This is a genomic window from Alicyclobacillus vulcanalis (genome assembly GCF_900156755.1).
GTDB classification, from domain to species: domain Bacteria; phylum Bacillota; class Bacilli; order Alicyclobacillales; family Alicyclobacillaceae; genus Alicyclobacillus; species Alicyclobacillus vulcanalis.
Genome location: NZ_FTOO01000004.1, coordinates 22,166 through 37,976 on the forward strand (window position 1 = coordinate 22,166; position 15,811 = coordinate 37,976).

Annotated in this window: 19 protein-coding genes; 7 read left to right on the plus strand and 12 right to left on the minus strand. The window is 62.3% G+C overall.

Annotated elements, in window-relative coordinates:
- Position 1: 1 nt before the first annotated feature.
- Together BW934_RS05780 and BW934_RS05785 are read right to left on the minus strand one after the other, a co-directional pair.
- Positions 2 to 484, minus strand: coding sequence for a divergent PAP2 family protein (locus BW934_RS05780; RefSeq protein WP_076346057.1), 483 nt, complete (start codon positions 482 to 484; stop codon positions 2 to 4).
- A 65-nt stretch (positions 485 to 549) separates the two neighbouring features.
- Positions 550 to 1,632: a M42 family metallopeptidase gene (locus tag BW934_RS05785; RefSeq protein ID WP_076346059.1), complete on the minus strand. Its 1,083-nt coding sequence runs from the start codon at positions 1,630 to 1,632 to the stop codon at positions 550 to 552.
- 132 nt (positions 1,633 to 1,764) lie between these two features.
- Between BW934_RS05785 and BW934_RS05790 the strand changes: the two genes are divergently transcribed.
- The gene (locus BW934_RS05790; protein ID WP_076346061.1) at positions 1,765 to 2,085 is read left to right on the plus strand and encodes a YunC family protein; all 321 of its coding nucleotides are present in this window, start codon (positions 1,765 to 1,767) and stop codon (positions 2,083 to 2,085) included.
- 121 nt (positions 2,086 to 2,206) lie between these two features.
- On the plus strand, positions 2,207 to 2,806 hold the full coding sequence (locus BW934_RS05795; protein ID WP_234969622.1) for a DedA family protein: 600 nt from the start codon (positions 2,207 to 2,209) through the stop codon (positions 2,804 to 2,806).
- Here BW934_RS05795 and BW934_RS05800 read toward each other — a convergent pair.
- The 5 genes from BW934_RS05800 to BW934_RS05820 form a co-directional block, all read right to left on the minus strand.
- Complete coding sequence (locus BW934_RS05800; protein ID WP_076346438.1) at positions 2,791 to 4,038, minus strand: HD domain-containing protein; 1,248 nt, start codon at positions 4,036 to 4,038, stop codon at positions 2,791 to 2,793. The two genes, BW934_RS05795 and BW934_RS05800, sit on opposite strands and share 16 nt — an antisense overlap.
- Before the next feature lie 73 nt (positions 4,039 to 4,111).
- Positions 4,112 to 4,465, minus strand: a complete 354-nt coding sequence (locus BW934_RS05805) for a HesB/IscA family protein (RefSeq protein WP_076346065.1) — start codon at positions 4,463 to 4,465, stop codon at positions 4,112 to 4,114.
- A 51-nt stretch (positions 4,466 to 4,516) separates the two neighbouring features.
- Positions 4,517 to 4,987 (minus strand): thioredoxin-dependent thiol peroxidase, encoded by a 471-nt coding sequence (gene bcp / locus BW934_RS05810; protein WP_076346067.1) that lies wholly within the window; start codon positions 4,985 to 4,987, stop codon positions 4,517 to 4,519.
- A gap of 29 nt (positions 4,988 to 5,016) precedes the next feature.
- Positions 5,017 to 6,471: an aminotransferase class I/II-fold pyridoxal phosphate-dependent enzyme gene (locus BW934_RS05815; protein ID WP_076346069.1), complete on the minus strand. Its 1,455-nt coding sequence runs from the start codon at positions 6,469 to 6,471 to the stop codon at positions 5,017 to 5,019.
- A gap of 45 nt (positions 6,472 to 6,516) precedes the next feature.
- Positions 6,517 to 6,987 carry a YwhD family protein gene (locus BW934_RS05820; RefSeq protein ID WP_076346071.1) on the minus strand — a complete coding sequence of 157 codons (471 nt, stop codon included), beginning with the start codon at positions 6,985 to 6,987 and terminating at the stop codon, positions 6,517 to 6,519.
- A 165-nt stretch (positions 6,988 to 7,152) separates the two neighbouring features.
- On the opposite strand from BW934_RS05820, the gene BW934_RS05825 reads away from it, so the two are divergent.
- Together BW934_RS05825 and BW934_RS05830 are read left to right on the plus strand one after the other, a co-directional pair.
- Positions 7,153 to 7,791 (plus strand): SpoIID/LytB domain-containing protein, encoded by a 639-nt coding sequence (locus BW934_RS05825; protein WP_076346073.1) that lies wholly within the window; start codon positions 7,153 to 7,155, stop codon positions 7,789 to 7,791.
- Between the two features lie 48 nt (positions 7,792 to 7,839).
- Positions 7,840 to 8,727, plus strand: coding sequence for a hypothetical protein (locus BW934_RS05830; RefSeq protein ID WP_076346075.1), 888 nt, complete (start codon positions 7,840 to 7,842; stop codon positions 8,725 to 8,727).
- Here the strand turns inward: BW934_RS05830 and BW934_RS05835 are convergent.
- From BW934_RS05835 to BW934_RS05845, 3 genes are read right to left on the minus strand one after another with little or no spacing between them, the layout of a single operon-like run.
- The gene (locus tag BW934_RS05835; RefSeq protein WP_076346077.1) at positions 8,724 to 9,899 is read right to left on the minus strand and encodes a pyridoxal phosphate-dependent aminotransferase; all 1,176 of its coding nucleotides are present in this window, start codon (positions 9,897 to 9,899) and stop codon (positions 8,724 to 8,726) included. The genes BW934_RS05830 and BW934_RS05835 overlap by 4 nt on opposite strands.
- Entirely contained in the window at positions 9,896 to 11,104 is a 1,209-nt protein-coding gene (locus tag BW934_RS05840; protein WP_076346079.1) for an FtsW/RodA/SpoVE family cell cycle protein, read from the minus strand. The genes BW934_RS05835 and BW934_RS05840 overlap by 4 nt, the downstream gene beginning before the upstream one ends.
- Positions 11,105 to 11,146: 42 nt before the next feature.
- Positions 11,147 to 11,944, minus strand: coding sequence for a glycerophosphodiester phosphodiesterase family protein (locus BW934_RS05845; RefSeq protein WP_076346081.1), 798 nt, complete (start codon positions 11,942 to 11,944; stop codon positions 11,147 to 11,149).
- 118 nt (positions 11,945 to 12,062) lie between these two features.
- Between BW934_RS05845 and BW934_RS05850 the strand changes: the two genes are divergently transcribed.
- The 3 genes from BW934_RS05850 (at position 12,063) to BW934_RS05860 (ending at position 14,846) form a co-directional block, all read left to right on the plus strand.
- Positions 12,063 to 12,377 (plus strand): hypothetical protein, encoded by a 315-nt coding sequence (locus BW934_RS05850; protein ID WP_076346083.1) that lies wholly within the window; start codon positions 12,063 to 12,065, stop codon positions 12,375 to 12,377.
- 75 nt (positions 12,378 to 12,452) lie between these two features.
- A complete protein-coding gene (gene ftsW / locus BW934_RS05855; RefSeq protein ID WP_076346085.1) occupies positions 12,453 to 13,859 on the plus strand; it encodes a putative lipid II flippase FtsW in 1,407 nt (468 codons plus the stop codon).
- Positions 13,860 to 13,871: 12 nt separating this feature from the next.
- Positions 13,872 to 14,846, plus strand: a complete 975-nt coding sequence (locus BW934_RS05860; RefSeq protein ID WP_076346087.1) for an MBL fold metallo-hydrolase — start codon at positions 13,872 to 13,874, stop codon at positions 14,844 to 14,846.
- On the opposite strand, the gene thpR is transcribed toward BW934_RS05860, so the two are convergent.
- Together thpR and BW934_RS05870 are read right to left on the minus strand one after the other, a co-directional pair.
- Complete coding sequence (thpR, locus tag BW934_RS05865; protein WP_076346089.1) at positions 14,785 to 15,387, minus strand: RNA 2',3'-cyclic phosphodiesterase; 603 nt, start codon at positions 15,385 to 15,387, stop codon at positions 14,785 to 14,787. The genes BW934_RS05860 and thpR overlap by 62 nt on opposite strands.
- Positions 15,384 to 15,749 (minus strand): arsenate reductase family protein, encoded by a 366-nt coding sequence (locus BW934_RS05870; protein ID WP_076346091.1) that lies wholly within the window; start codon positions 15,747 to 15,749, stop codon positions 15,384 to 15,386. Before BW934_RS05870 ends, thpR begins: the two co-directional genes overlap by 4 nt.
- Positions 15,750 to 15,811 lie beyond the last annotated feature (62 nt).

Below are 15,811 nucleotides of genomic sequence, written 5' to 3' on the forward strand. Positions count from 1 at the left end.
GTCACCACCACCTGCCAAACGCGATCCCGATCACGAGGCCGATCAGGCCACCCACAATGATTTCTGCCGGCTCGTGTCCCAGAATTTCTTTGAGCCGCTCACCTTCCGGCTGTCCCGAGACGGCCGACTCCGAACGCTGTGAAAACTCCATCGCGATGCGATTGAGCAAAACGGCGTGCTCACCCGCATGGCGCCGAATGCCGCCTGCATCGTACATGACGATCGCGGCGAAGACCACCGCGACGGCGAAAATCGGAGAAGTCGGGCCAACGACGAACCACAGCGCGCTCGCAAGTGCGACGACGCCGGCCGAGTGGGAGCTCGGCATGCCGCCTGCGCCGAACACGCGGCTCCAGTCCCAGGCCCGCGTCGCGACGAAGTGAATGGGAACTTTCAAGATCTGGGTCACCACGATAGCGGTGAGCGCCGCCATCAGCGCGGTATTTCCCCACAAGCCCTGCAAAAAATGCAGAAGATCGGGCATTCAGGGGCCTCCTCGAGCGTCGAGGCGCCGATCACCGGCGCCTCGCAAACTGTCCACTCTTCACTTTACCACGCTTGAATTTCGCTGACCATATCCCTGTCCAGCGCCTTCACCATCGCGGTGACGAGCTGGATGGCCTGCAGATAATCGTCTTCGTGCACGACGCCGTTGTGGCTGTGGATGTAGCGCGTCGCGAAGCCGATGTTGACGCTCGGCACGCCGATGCCGTGCAGGTGGAACGAGCCTGCGTCGGTCCCGCCGCCGGCCAGACTGCTCAACTGCACGGGAATGTTTTCCGATGCCGCGATGTCGAGCACGAAGTCCCGGAAGCGATTGTTCGGGATCATCGAGTGGTCGTAGATCATAAGGAGAGGTCCCTTCCCCGCATCGCCAAGGTGCTGACGCTCCCCCGCGTCGATTCCGGGCACGTCGCCAGCGACGCCGACGTCCACGGAAATGGCGATGTCGGGATCGACGAGATGGACAAGCGTCTTCGCGCCGCGCAGGCCGACCTCTTCCTGAGCCGTGGCTCCGGCGAACACGATGTTGGGGTGCGCCGCACCCTGGAGTTCCTTCAAGACGCAGAGCGCCGTCGCGGAGCCCAAACGGTTGTCGAGGGCCTTGGATACGTACATTTTGGGATTGCCCATCTGCGTAAAGGGAGAATACGGGACGATGGCGTCTCCGGGGCGCACACCCATCTCTTCGGCGTGTTCCTTGCTGGTGGCCCCGATGTCGACAAACACGTCCTTGAGCTCCACGACCTTCTTCCTCTCGTCCGCCGACAGGATGTGCGGCGGCTTCGAGCCCGTCACCCCGAGAAGCGGCCCTTTGCGCGTCTGGACAATCACCCGCTGCGCAAGCACCACCTGCGACCACCATCCGCCGATGGGCTGAAACTTGAGGAAGCCCTCGGAGGTGATGTGCGTCACCATGAATCCGATTTCATCAAGGTGGCCCGCGACGAGCACCTTGGGGCCGTTTGGATCGCCCGTTTTGCGCCCAACGACGCCACCCGTCCGATCGCGCAAAATCTCCTCGGAAAGCGGCCGGAGGCGTTCCTCGAACAGCTTGCGCACGCCCGATTCATAGCCAGAGATCCCGTGTGCGTCGCAGAGTTCGCGCAGCACTTCGACGTGTGGATGCATGGATGGTTCCCCTTTCTGCGCCTGATGTCACACCGCCAATCATCATACCACAACCTCGATTGGACAAGGGGAGCGCACCCTTGGCAGTTTCGGCTCATACGATGCAGAGGAGTGAAGAAGGGAGAGACCGGAATGGTGCGCGTGGAGCCGATTTGGGTCGAAGGGTATCCGTTCACCTTTGTGCAGGTCGACTTGCCGAAAACGACGCTTCTCGTCGTCACAAACGCCGTCGGATACGCGATGTGCGGCGCCCTGGACGTTCATCTGCTTCGAACGAAACTTGCGGAACGAAACGTGATCGCGATGCGCGCGACGGGGGTGCGGACGCTCGAGCAACTGCTGGAGGCTCGCGTGGAGAGCCAGACCCAGGCCGCGGAAGCGCTCGGCATTCGCGAGGGAATGCCCATGCGCGAAGCGCTCGCACGGTTAGGACACGCTGCGCAGAACGGATGATCCGTTCTGCGCGCGGACAAGCCTCGCTGAACTCAAACGCGCCGTCTTTCGTCCTTGAGTTGTGTCGGAAACCATGTACCATGAGGTACAGGTTCTGCTATGAGCGATGAAAGAACGGAGGATGACTGTGTCGCACCTGACTGCCTTGGTGATTCACCACGGCCTCCTCGGCATTTTCCTGCTGATGGCCCTCGAAAGCTGCTGCATTCCCATTCCTTCCGAGGTCGTGATGCCTCTCGCAGGGTTCCTCGCCTCGCGCCACCTCATCGGCTTTTGGCCCGCCGTGATCGTGGCGACGGTGGCCAACCTCGTCGGCAGCCTCATTGCCTACGCCATCGGAAGCTACGCGGGCCGCGCGTTCGTGTTGCGCTACGGTCGCTACGTGGGTTTGAGCGCCAGGCACCTCGACCGAGCGGAACGTTGGTTCGGCCGATTCGGCGAAGCGACGGTGTTTTTCGGCCGGATGATTCCCGCCGTGCGCACGTTCGTGTCCCTGCCCGCGGGATTTGCCCGCATGTCGCTTGCTCGGTTCATCGTCTTCAGCCTGTTCGGCTCGCTCGTGTGGAACCTCGCGCTGGTCTATGGCGGCTACCAGCTGAACCGGAACTGGCAGATTCTTGCCGATCACGTCAAGCCCTTCACCTACGTCGGCGCAGCCATTCTCGTCGCGGCCGTCGCCTGGTTCTGGCTGCGGAGGCGGTCCCGTCAGGACGCCGAATAGGCGATGGATCGGACGCGCGCGGACAGCGGATGCTCGGGATCGAGCATTTCCTTCGGCAAGAAGAGCCGCTCTTCCCGGCTGGGCACGAGCGTGCGAATCAACTTGGAAGCCTGGCTGAGGTCCTCGACGCGTCCGCTCGCGTCGCGCAGGAGCAGGCCCTGGCCGATCACGTCATACCCAGGGATCTTGCAGGCGCGCAGCGAGACGTAGTAGTCGGGGTGGAACCCCATGGCCTTCGCCGTGGTGCGCAGGAAGGCGAGATCGTCAATCGGCGTCGATCCCTGGCGAACCACAGGCGCGAACAGGCGCCGGTGGAGGAAGCGCTCGGCGAGGTCGCGCAGAATGGGATCGGCGTGCTCGGCGAAGGTGTGAAACGCGTACAAAAGGACGGACTCGTCCAGCCGAATGTACCACGACACGTCCGCCATGTCGCCTTGCAACACCCGCCGAAGGGGCTCAGGCATGTCGATAGGCTCGCCCTGCGCAATGAGGTCCTTCGCTCGGACCAAAATGTTTTCCACCAGGACATCGCTGCCGACGGTCACGGGGTGCAGGTACACCTGGACGTACATAAAGTATCGCGCCAGGAGGTACTGTTCGACGGTGTGAAGATTCTGCCGCTTGACGTAGATTTGCCCGTCCCAGTAGGTCAGGGACCGGACAAGCCGCGCGAGCTCAAACAGCCCGTACGACACCCCCGTCGCTTCGGCGTCCCGCAGCATATAGTCCATGCGATCGACGTCGAGCTGGCTCGAGATCAGTGACTCGACCGCGGGATAGGCGTTCTCGCGGCGAAGGATGCGGACGAGATCGAGCGCAAACTGGTCGTCCACGCCGTCCAGCACGGCGCGAAGCTGCTCATCCTCCAGGATGATGCGGTACGTCCACTCTTCGTGCTGCACGCCAAGAACCGACTCAAACGTGTGCGAGAAGGGCCCATGCCCGATGTCGTGCAACAGGGCGGCTGCCAAGGCGAGCCGGATTTCGCGGTGATCCGTCGGCCAACCGGAGTCGCGCTGCAGGTGGTGGAGCACGCGCCGCATGGTCTCATACGCCCCTAGCGAATGGGCGAAGCGCGAGTGCTCCGCTCCGTGGAACGTGAGAAACGAGGTGCCGAGCTGGCGAATGCGCCGCAGGCGCTGAAACGCGGGCACATTGACCAAGGCCCAGAGAAGCGGGTCATCGAACAGAATCTCGTCGTGAACGGGGTCTTTCAGGACTTTCTCGAACACGTGGCGCCCTCCAAACGTCGGCCGATACGGCAACGGGCCGACCGAAACGCAGATTCGGCCGGCCCGTCCCCATTCAATTGCACGATCCCGGCTGCCCCGCGTGCGTCGCGGTCCTAAAGCTGGAACCGCACCCGCACATCTGCGTGGCATTCGGGTTATTGATTTTGAAACCCTGGCCCGTGAGATCGTCCACATAGTCAATTTCGGAGCCATCGATGAGCTCGAGGCTCTCGGGGTCGCAGACGAGCTTGACGCCGTGTTGCACGCTCACCACGTCGCCCGGCTTCTCGTTGTCGAGAGCGAGCCCGTACGTGAAACCCGTGCAACCGCCTGGCTTGGTGTAGATGCGAAGCGCGTCCTCACCGGCCTCCTGCGCGGCGAGAAGGGCGCGCACGCGCTCTGCCGCCTGCTCGGTCAGCGTGATCATCGTCATCGCCTCCCTTTCCAGCTTCTATTATACGCCGTGTCGCGTCTGGTTTCAGCCCGCAATTTCCCGAACCTTGGCGAGCACCTCGTCGGCGTGCCCATCGACTTTCACCTTCGGAAACACGGCCGCGATGGTGCCGTCGCGATCGATCACGTACGTCGTCCGCTCGATGCCGATGGTTTTGCGGCCATACATGTTCTTTTCCTTCAGCACGTCGTACGCCTGGCAGACCGCTCCCTCGGGGTCCGAAAGCAGGGGGAAGTTGAGACCGTGCTTGTCCCGGAACTTCACGTGCGACTTCACGTCGTCGCGGGACACCCCGTAGATGACGGCGCCGGCTTCCTCAAACCGCGACTTAAGGTCGCGAAACGCACAAGCTTCCTGGGTGCAGCCGGGCGTGTCGTCTTTGGGGTAGAAATACAGCACGACGACCTTTCCACGCAGGTCCGACAACTTGACCACATCGCCCGCGTCGGATTCCGCCGAAAACTCGGGCGCCTTCACGCCAACTTCAAGCGCCATCTCAAATCCTCCTCACTCGATCGCAAGGTTTACTCGCGAACGACCTTGATCATCCGAATCTCCGGATCGTCCGGGCCCTGCACAGGCAACCCGGCCCGCAGATTGGCTTCGATATAGTCGATATTATCCTGCGTGATGACTTCCCCAGGCAAGAGGATGGGAATGCCCGGGGGATATACCATGACCATCTCCGCCATGGTCCGGCCCACGGCCTTCTGGAGCGGCACGACCTCCGTCGGCGCGTAGAACGCGGAGCGAGGCGTCATCTTCAGCTCGGGCATGGAAGGCAATGTGACGGGTTGATGCTCCCGAGCCGCACCCTGGCCGTAGTGACTGGCGATGGCCTCGAGTGCCTCGACGAGCGCTTCGATATCTTCTTCTGTATCGCCCCAAGAGATGATACAGAGGATGTTGTACAAGTCGCTCAGTTCGACCTCAATATTGTACTCCTCGCGCAGAATCCGCTCCACGTCGTACCCCGTGAGGCCGAGATCGCGCACCGAGATGGTGAGTTTGGTCGGATCGAGCGCGTAGGTGGCACTCGAGACGAGCTGGCGTTCATCGAGGCACCGCAGCCCGGGAATGGCTTGGATGGACCGACGCGCCCTGTTGGCGAGGGCGATGGCGTAGTCCAGCCGCTCCCGCCCGTGAATGGCGAGCTCCTTGCGCGCCACGTCCAGGGACGCGAGCAGAAGATACGATGTCGACGTGGTGGTGAGCATGCTCAGGACCACCTGCACGTGGCGCGGATCAATCATGCCCTCGCGCACGTTGAGCACGCTCGATCCCGTCATGGAACCGCCGAGCTTGTGCACGCTTGTGGCGGCCATGTCGGCCCCCGCCTGCATCGCGGAGAGCGGGAGCTCGGGGTGGAAACCGATGTGGACGCCGTGCGCCTCGTCGACGAGGACAGGCACGCCGACGCTGTGTGCAACTTCGACAATGCGCTCCAGGTCGGCCGCAATCCCGAAATACGTGGGGTTAATGACCACGAGCGCCCGGGCGTCCGGGTGGTCTTCCAAAGCCTTTGACACGGTCTCCACCGAGAGTCCATGCGAAATGCCGAACTCTCGGTCGACCTCGGGATGGAGAAACACGGGCGTCGCGTCCGCCAGGATGATCGCCGTCAACACGGACTTGTGCACATTCCGCGGCACGAGGATTTTATCGCCGGGGCCCACGGTGGCCATCACCATGGTCATGATGGCCGTGGACGTGCCCTGCACGGAGAAAAACGTGTAGTCGGCCCCGAACGCCTCCGCCGCCAACTCCTGAGCCTGTTTAATGGCGCCCGTTGGATGGTGCAGATCATCCAGGGGCGCGATGTTAATCAGATCGAGCGCGAGCGCATTGTCGCCCACGAATGCGCGGAAGCGGCTGTCCATGCCGCGGCCCTTCTTGTGTCCCGGGATGTGAAATTGGCGCGGGTTGCGCGCCACGTGTCGCAAAAGTGCATCAAACAGCGGTGTCTCGTTCTGATTCACAGGAAGACATCCCTCCTTGGGTCAAGCGGACCGCGGCCAGCCGCCTCACACAGCGGAGAAGGCTTCTCGGAACGCCGGTGACGCGTTTTCCCACAAATCCGGTCGAATGCTTTGCAGGAACGTGGCGAACTTCTGCACCTCATCAGGGCTGAGCAGGCTGAGATCCACTTTGCCCTTCACGGCTTTGTCCATGGCGTTCACGTGATCCGCGAGTTTCTTGTACCCAAGCTGCGCCTCGCTGTCAATCCACATTTCGAACGCATGAACACCGTTGTAACCCATGCCCCCCTCAAACCGTTTGAGGCTCACCCACAGCCCAACGACCCGCCTGGGATGGGGCACTTCTTCGAGCGATCCGACAAACTTGACGCCGATCTCCACTCGACTTTTGGCGTGTATCGCGTTGTTATCGATGAAAATCTCGTCGCCGTCCATCAGCACGGCCGAGATACCCTTCATTTGATCGTCCGACGCGTGAGGTTGCTTGGACTGGCCCGTGAGACCCAGTTTTTGCATCGCACATCCTCCCCTTGGCTTCGGCGCAGTGGTGTCCGAATGGTGGAATCCTAAGCACTCATTGTACCCGCTGCGCCGGCATGTGTCACACATCCATCATGCGCATGGATAGCGCGCGCCAGGGAAAAGTAAGACAAACGACCACATCTCGCGAGGGGACAGGTCATGACGAGATTGAAACGGAACGTTGGCTTGCTTGTTTTGAGCGGTACCTTGGCGTCACTGGCTCCTGTCTGTGCGCCGTCCCGCGTGGAGGCGGCTCAGACGATTTACAACACGCCACCTCCATCCGTCATCCGTGTCGCCATTCGCGAAAACAATGCGAGCGGCGAACCGGATCCCCGCGGTCGAATCATCTACGTCGAGGCCGTTCCATTCAAAACGTATTGTGAGGACGTCTTGCCGAACGAATGGTTTCCGAGCTGGCACCCAGAATCTCTGAAGGCCGGCGCCATGGCGGTGAAGATGTTCGCTTGGTATCACCACCTTCACCCAGTGACCATCGACGGCTTCACGTTCGACGTGGACAACACGACCAATTTCCAGCACTTTCAGGAGATGTCGAGTCAGCCGACGACCAACGCGGCCTTTCAGGCCATTGAGAAGCTCGCGTACACCAAGCCGAACGGCGAGATCGTCGAACTCAATTATTCCGCCGGCTATGAAAATGACCCGAACTGGCAGTACCGAAACGCACAGAAGATGGCCCAATGGGGGTCGGAATACTGGGCGAGGCGCGGCCAGAACTACCTGCAGATTCTGCAGTTCTACTACCAAAACCGGGCACTGATGCGCCTGCCGTAAGGGCGTGCCACCGCGGGCCATTATCGTTTGAGAAACGAGGGATACGCCGTGAACCGATATCCGTCGAAGCGAAGCGTGATGCTCGCATCGCTTTTGGCCACCGCCATCGCGATGGCCATCCCGACCGATCCGCCGTTCTTTGCCGCGAAGCATGCTCATGCTCGCGCCCTGCACGGCGCCGTGGCGGCGATGGCACCGGTCGAGATCGAGCCGATGGAAGAGCGCGCCGGAACGGGATCAGGAACGAAACCGCAAGCGCCGCCGCCAAACGGCGGGCCTGCGCGGCAGAAATCGGGCGCAGGGGCAAACCCGGGCCAGCCTGCGGGTGAAAGGAAACCAGCCAAACCGCCGAGTGCTGGGCATTCCGGCGCAGCGAAGCCGAAGGCCGCGACCGAACCCAAGCCCGCAGATCCCAAGCCCGCGGACCCCAAGCCCGCCGCCCCGAAGTCTGGTGCGACGGCCCCTGCGCCGAACAACAACCAGCCTGCAGGTCCCGAGTCCTGGGGGTACACGCGCAAGACCGCGAAGCTCCGCATTCGCGTGATCGACGGGCGCACCAAACAGCCCTTGCAGAACGCGGAAGTGGTGCTCATTGAAACGGAACAGCGGTTTAAGACGGACGCGCAAGGCTATACGCCCTGGTTTGACGCGCCCGTCCTGCGAAATCCCCGGTATCGCCCCATGGTGGCGGAGCTGCACGGGCAACTGGGCGCCATCGCGTACAAGGACGGTTACCGGGACTCCATCCACCTTGGGATCCGCGTGCACGAGGGGATTCGTCAGCAGACCACCATCTGGATGTACAAGCTCGGGCCGGCCGACCGGAGGATCGAACCGGTGCTGTACCAGGAGCCCTACCACCACCTGTGGCTGATCCAACTCGCGGACAAGTTTCGCAGCCACTCACAGCCTGGCGAGGGACCGGAGCGCCCCTAGCTTCGTTTGGCAAAGAAGCGCGCCATCCGTTCGGCCGCCTCGATGAGGCGGCCTTCTGGCGCGAGCAGACCCACGCGCACGTGCCCTTCCCCGTGCTCGCCAAATCCCCGGCCGGGCGCGACGGCGACATGCTCCTCCTCCAAGAGCGCCTCCGCAAAGGACACGGACGAGTGGCCCGAAGGAATCGGGATCCAGCAGAAGAACGAGCCTTGCGGCGGCGGCGCCTCTACCCCCGCCGACCTCAGTGCTCCGAGAAAGGCATCGCGGCGGCGTTGGTAGGTCTGGCGCAGCGCTTCGATGTCCTCGGCCGGACCGCGAAGCGCTGCGACCGAGGCGCGCTGGACGGCCGCGAAAATCGACACGTAGTAGTGGTCCTGAATCAGGTTGATATGCTCGATGATCTCCGGATGGCCTGCGGCAAAAGCCACGCGCCACCCCGCCATGTTGAACGTCTTGCTGAGCGTGTAAATTTCGATCCCGACCTCTTTCGCGCCCGGCCGCTGCAAAAATGAGGGCGGGCGGTGATCGTCGTAGCCGATGGCGCCGTACGCGAAATCGTGCACGACGATCACGCCGTGATCGCGCGCCTTCTCGATGGCGCGATCGAAGAATTCAGACGTGGTCCCGGCGCCGGTGGGATTATTGGGGTAGTTGAGATACCACAGCTTGGCCCGCTTCCACACGGACTCTGGGACCGATTCGAGGTCGGGCAGGTAGCCATTTTGGGCCGTGATGGGGAGCGGGTGAGGCTTTGCGCCCGCGAGCGCGATTCCGCTGAGATAATCCGGATATCCTGGATCCGGCACGAGCGCCACGTCGCCTGGCTCGAGGTACAGCTCCGCCATTTCGACAAGCCCCGTCTTACCGCCTACGAGAATCGCAACTTCCCGCTCCGGATCGAGCGAGACGCCGTACGTGCGCTGATAGAACGCCGCCGCCGCTTCCTTGAGTTCAGGCAAACCGCGAAACGGCGGATACCGATGCGTCACAGGATCCAGCGCCGCCTCCCGCAGCGCTTCCACGATGTGCGGGGGTGTGGGCAAGTCTGGATTGCCCTGCCCGAGGTTGATGACGTCATACCCTGCCTGCTGAAACGCGGCCACGCGCCTCGTCAGCCCGGAGAAAAACTGCTCCGGCAGGCGCTCGATCCGATCTGCCAAGCGAAATGTCACGCCAATCGCCCCTTGCTGGTCTCAAATTGGGTCTGGAGGCGAGCGCGCCTGCGCCTCAGGCCGACGCTCAACACGACGCCCACGGCGAAGTAGTTGACGAGCAGCGACGTGCCTCCGTAACTGATGAACGGCAGCGTGATCCCCGTCGACGGGCTCATGTACATGTCCGCGCCAATGTTCTCAAACACCTGGAACGCAAACATGCCGACGATGCCGACGGCGATGTACATGCCAAACGGATCGCTCGTCGTTTGCGCGATCCGAATGAGCCGATGACACAAAACCAAAAAGAGAAGGACCAGAAGGGCCGATCCGACAAAACCGAACTCCTCGCCGATGGCGGAGAAGATGTAGTCCGTCCACTGGTTCGGCACCCAGCCTCCCGAGGTGAGCACGCCTCTGCCGTACCCTTCGCCGAACAGTTGGCCGCTTCCGATGGCCGTCTGGGCCATGTGAATATTGTAGCCGTACTTGTCTTGGCTGAAGTTTGGATCCACCCAGGTCAGGATGCGGTACGCCTGATACCCTTTCAGAATCCGGTGCTTCATCAGCAGGTCGACAAACGCAAGCGTCTGCTTCGTGAACACCGTGGTCGCCATGACGCCAAGCGCGATCACCGCGAAGACGAAGAACATCAGGACCGCGTACGGGCCCCGGCGCGCAAAGACGCTGTACATCGTCAGGAAAATGGCGATCATGACGAGAGCCTGTCCAAGCGCCGGCTCCTTAAAGGTGAGCGCAAACGGAACCAGGACGATGGGGAGAAAAATCCACTGCTTGCGCAGGCGGTAGTCGGGAATTTCGGCCTCCTCCACGTCGGACATATACTTGGCCAGCCACACGACGATCGCGACCTTGGCGAGCTCGGACGGCTGAAAGGAGAACGAGTGAAACGAAATCCACGAATGTGCGCCCATGGTCGCCGGAAAGGCAAAGACGGCGACGAGCAGAAAGCAGGAAATGCCCCACAGCCACCAGTGCGCCTTCCGAAGCCACCGATAATCCATCCACGCGCCGGCAAAGAGCGCGACAAATCCCAGCACTTCGTATGCGATTTGCTTGCTCATGACGTGGGACGGGACATTGGCGCTGTGATTGCCCGCTGTGGCCGCATGGATGGCCAGGCAAGCGTATACGGCAAGCAGAGCCAGGACCACGACGACCGTGACGTCGAAATACTTCCATTCACGCCGAACCGACTCCACGCGCCACCCTCCTCCCGTACAAACAACCCCATCATGTCACGATTATTGTTCCAGTTCCAGCAGGAGCTTTTGCAAGATCTGCGGCGAATTTGTGACAATGCCGTCCACGCCCTGGCGAACGAGCGCCAGCATCTCCGCCGGATCGTCCACCGTCCATACGTCCACCTCGACGCCCATTTGATGTGCCGCCTCGACAAAACGCCTCGTGACGACGGTCAACCCGTATCGACGATAGGGGACCTGCAGAGCTTGATAGGACGGCTTCACACCGGCCCGAGGTCTCCATCCGGCGCGCACCATGGCCAATACGCGCGCGACTTCCTGCGGAGAGGCACTCGTTCTCAACCGCGGACACCTCGCACGAGCCTCCGCAAGCGTCCGATGGTGAAACGAGGCTAGAGTCACTCGCGCAAGAGCGTCTTCCTCCTCAAGCGCCCGAAGAAATAGACCGACGTGGGGGCGTTTCGGTTTCAAGTCGATGTTGAAGTGGATGCTAGGAAAGGCTCGCAGAGCCTCACGCAGCGTAAGTATGCGCACACCGCGGCCGCGGTACGGATACGTCCGCCCGCCGTCGGCCGTAAACCAATAGCCAAAGTCGTAGCGCAAAAGCTCTTCATAGGTCATCTCGGCGATCTCGCCGCGGCCGTCGGAGACCGCGTCGATTCGGTGATCGTGGCAGATGACGATCTCCCGGTCCTTCGTCCAGTGGACGTCCGTCTCGATGGCGTCGGCCCCTTGGCGGACTGCAAGGTGAAACGCAGGAAGCGTGTTCTGAGGCGCCTCGAGGCTTGCACCTCGGTGCGCCAGAATCCGAACGCGGCGCGCGCCATCCGTCCTCATTCGCACTCACTCCGCTTCGTCGCCGAGTTGAAAGGGTTCGCACCGGCTCGACTGTGCGTGCGCCCAGCCAAATGGCGCCGCTGATCCGTAACCTAGGGTGAAAAGGAGGCGTTCACCTATGCTTACGCTTCGCGATGTTCGCGGATTCGTGGGCCACCATGTCCACTGTCACACCCGCTATGGCGCCTTTCAAGGCGTGGTGGTGCACGTGACGCGACATCACCTCATTCTGCAAAACGCGGTGCGCGCAGATGCGCCCGTCGAGCCCTTGGAACATGCGCGTGGCCTGTTCGGCCCGGGTCCGCAGGGCATGCCACCGGGACCGCCGCAAAGCCCGTACGGGCCGCCAGGAGGCCCGGGCGGACCGTGGCATCTCGCCATTCCGCTCGCGGCCATCCTTGGAATCACGGCCATCGGCATTCATTGGTGGTGACGTGTGCTTGCCTTTGGGAAGGGAATGGCCGTAAGCTGTCGAATGAGGAGTTAACGGAACGAGCGAGGGCGGGGTGTGAACGTGCGGACCGAGCGTCATCAACCAGACTACGTGCTTTTCATCGCGGTCCTCATGTTGACGGGCATCGGCGTGCTGACGGTGTACTCCGCGAGCATGGTCTATGACATTCACCAAGGACTCGCTCCTGATCACTTCGCCATCCGGCAGCTTGCGGCCGCCATTCTTGGCCTGGCCGCGATGGGGGCTTGCACGTTTATACCCTATCACTTCTGGTACCAGCATGCGCCGAAGATCATGATTGCGGCGCTTGGCCTGTTGCTGGTGGTCATGGTCCCAGGCATCGGGCACAGGAGCCTCGGGGCTACGCGGTGGATCGGCACCTCGAGCGTCCACGTGCAGCCGTCGGAAATCGCCCTGATGGCCCTCGTGCTCTACTTATCGTACCTTTTGACGAGAAAGCTTCCCGTGCTGCGCGACCTCCGCAGGACCTTCCGTCCGGCCATAATCATGGTGGGCGTGACCATTCTGTTGGTCTTCATCGAGCCCGACATGGGCACAGCGCTTTGCATTTTTCTGACCGCCATGGTGATTCAGTTTGCGGCCGGGGTCCCTGGGAAGCCGCTCGGGCTCACCATGGGCACCGCCGCGGTGGTCGGGTTTTTGGGCGCGCGCATGGCGGAATACCGCTCCAGCCGTCTCGTCGCGTTCTTTCACCCGTTCCAACATCCCAAGTCGTCTGGCTACCAGCTGATTCAAGGCCTCACGGCCATCGCCAACGGAGGCCTCACAGGGCGAGGCTTTGCCTCCAGCATCTCGGCAACCGGTTATCTTCCCGAAGCCTACACCGACTTCATCTTTGCGGTCTTCACGGAAGAATGGGGCTGGCTCGGGGACCTTGGACTTTTGGCGATCTTCGCCGTCGTCATTTGGCGTGGCTTCCATATCGCGAGGTACGCACGCGATCGGTTTGGCTCCTTGTTGGCCATTGGCCTCACCGCATCGATCATCGTGCAGGCGCTGATTAACCTCGGCGCCGTCACATGGCTGTTGCCGGTCACCGGCATCCCATTGCCCTTCATCAGCTATGGCGGGACAGACCTCGTCATGAACCTCGCGGCCATGGGCATCTTGCTCAGCATCTCGCGTGAGACGGAGCTCGAACTTCCCGAGGAGGACACGCTCGCCGACATCATCTCGGTCGACGAGATACGCGCGACTCGTCAGGTTGCCTCCGAACGCTCTCGGCGGACACAGGGGCGAGCGCCGGTGGCGCGCCTGTCCTCTCTGCGGACGAGCCCTTTTCGCAAAGCGGAACGCCGCGAGCGCGAGCCATCTTCGTTCCATCAGGCCGATCGGCACATCTCGCTCTCGTGGCGGGCGAGCCGCGAGGTGGCAGCCACCAAACGGCGCGACGATCGATCGCGAAAACCGGGCGGGCCATTCCGCCGAGACAAGCGCTAGGGGGGTACGACCATGGAAGGCCAGCACGCATCGTATCCAGAGCCCGTGGAAATCGGGCAAGACATCTGGATGATCGACCTCATGGAGCTCGGCATGCGCTACCGCACGTGCGCCTACCTCGTGCGAAGCGACGAGCCGCTCCTCATTGAAACCGGTTCCGCCCGCTCCCACGCCGCACTCGTGGCAGGGCTTCGGGCGCTCGGCCTCGAGCCACGCGACATCGCCTACGTGGCTGTGACGCACATTCACCTCGATCACGCCGGAGGCGCGGGCCAGTTCATGAAACTCGCTCCGCAGGCCAAGTTGCTTGTCCATCCCCGCGGCGCACGGCACATGATCGATCCGTCCCGACTGTACCAGGGCGCCCGCGAGGTCTATGGAGATCGGCTGGACCAACTGTTTGGCCCGCTCGAACCGGTGCCTGCCGAACAGGTCCAGGCGATGCCCCACGAAAGTGAACTGACCATTGGCAAACGTCGACTGTTGTTTCTGGACGCGCCAGGACACGCGAGCCATCACTTTGCCATCGCCGATCCCGTCTCCAACGGCATCTTTACCGGAGACAGCGCCGGGCTTCGCTTCGTCAAAGGCTTCACAGGCTTCCCGTACGAATTTGTCATGCCTTCCACCTCGCCGGTGGACTTTGACCCGGAGGCGGTTCACCGGACGTGCGCAATGTTTGCAGACTTGCCGATGAAAACCGTTTATCAAGCGCACTTTGGGCCCTCGCCCAAGGACGAAGCTCTGCGGGAGACCGTGTACTACGCCGACCGATTTCGAGAGCTCATTGAGCGAACGTTCGACGAGCACCCGTCGCCAGAAGCGCTCGAAGCGGCGCAGGCCGAGATCGTTCGAGAGCGCTTGCGCGAGCTCGGCCTGGATCCTGCGGCCTTCCGGCCCCAGGCCATTCACCTGGACCTCATGCTCAACGCCCTGGGTCTTTTGGCGTACGAAGCGCGGAAGCGCCGCAAAATGGGAAGCGCTTGAGGACCGGGTACCAGAGCTGCTCTCCGACGCGCGTGGATTCAAACAGGCAGAGTTCCGTGAACTCGTGGCTCAACGGAGGATCCATGGCGACGTCCGGCCACGCGGCGCGGACACCCTGCCGAAGTTCGCGAGCGAGCGTGATGTGCGGGCGATACGGGCGTTCCTCAATCGTCACGTCCGGCAAGGCCGCGCGGACCTCGGCCGCGACGCGCTCGTGTAGCCCCGCGAGTTCCTCCATTTGAGACGCGAGGTCATCGAGCCCGAGCCAGAATACGCGGGATCGCGCAAACGCCCCGAACGGTCCGGTGGTGAGGCGAAACGGCGCCTGCGCGGAAGCAGCCCGCTCCCCCGCTTGGCACACGTCCTCCCACCGGCTCTCGTCCACGGCGCCGAGAAACAAGACGGTCAGGTGGTACAGGTCCTTGCGCGACCAATTGCGCGCGACGACCTGTCCCTCCTGCCGGATAAGCTCGCAGCGCGCCGCGAGGGCATCCTTCCATGCTGCCGGCAGCTCAAGCCCGTAAAACAAACGCCGCTTCATGGCACCCGCTCCTCGCGGACTGCGCGACGGTACAACGTCTCATCAAAGCCGACGATCACGTCCCCACTCGGTGTCACCAGCACAGGGCGCCTGATCAGCTTCCCATCCCGGTGCATCTCCTCGAGCCACGTGTCGACCGGCCACGACACGTCCTTCAGGCCTCGCTTGCGATACACCTCACCCCGCGTGTTGACGAGGACCTGGATGTCGCCTCCAATCGAAGCAAGCCACGCCCGGAGCGTGGAAACGTCGGGAGGCTGTTCAACCACGTCGTGGAATGTCACCTGAGCGCCCAGTCCCTCGAGAAAGGCCTGGGCCTTTCGACACGTCGAGCATCGCCGGTAACCGTACAGATGGTACAAGAGGCGAATCCTCCTTCTTTGGGCAGCCGCCCCAGGTGGTTCGGATATAGTATAATCCACGG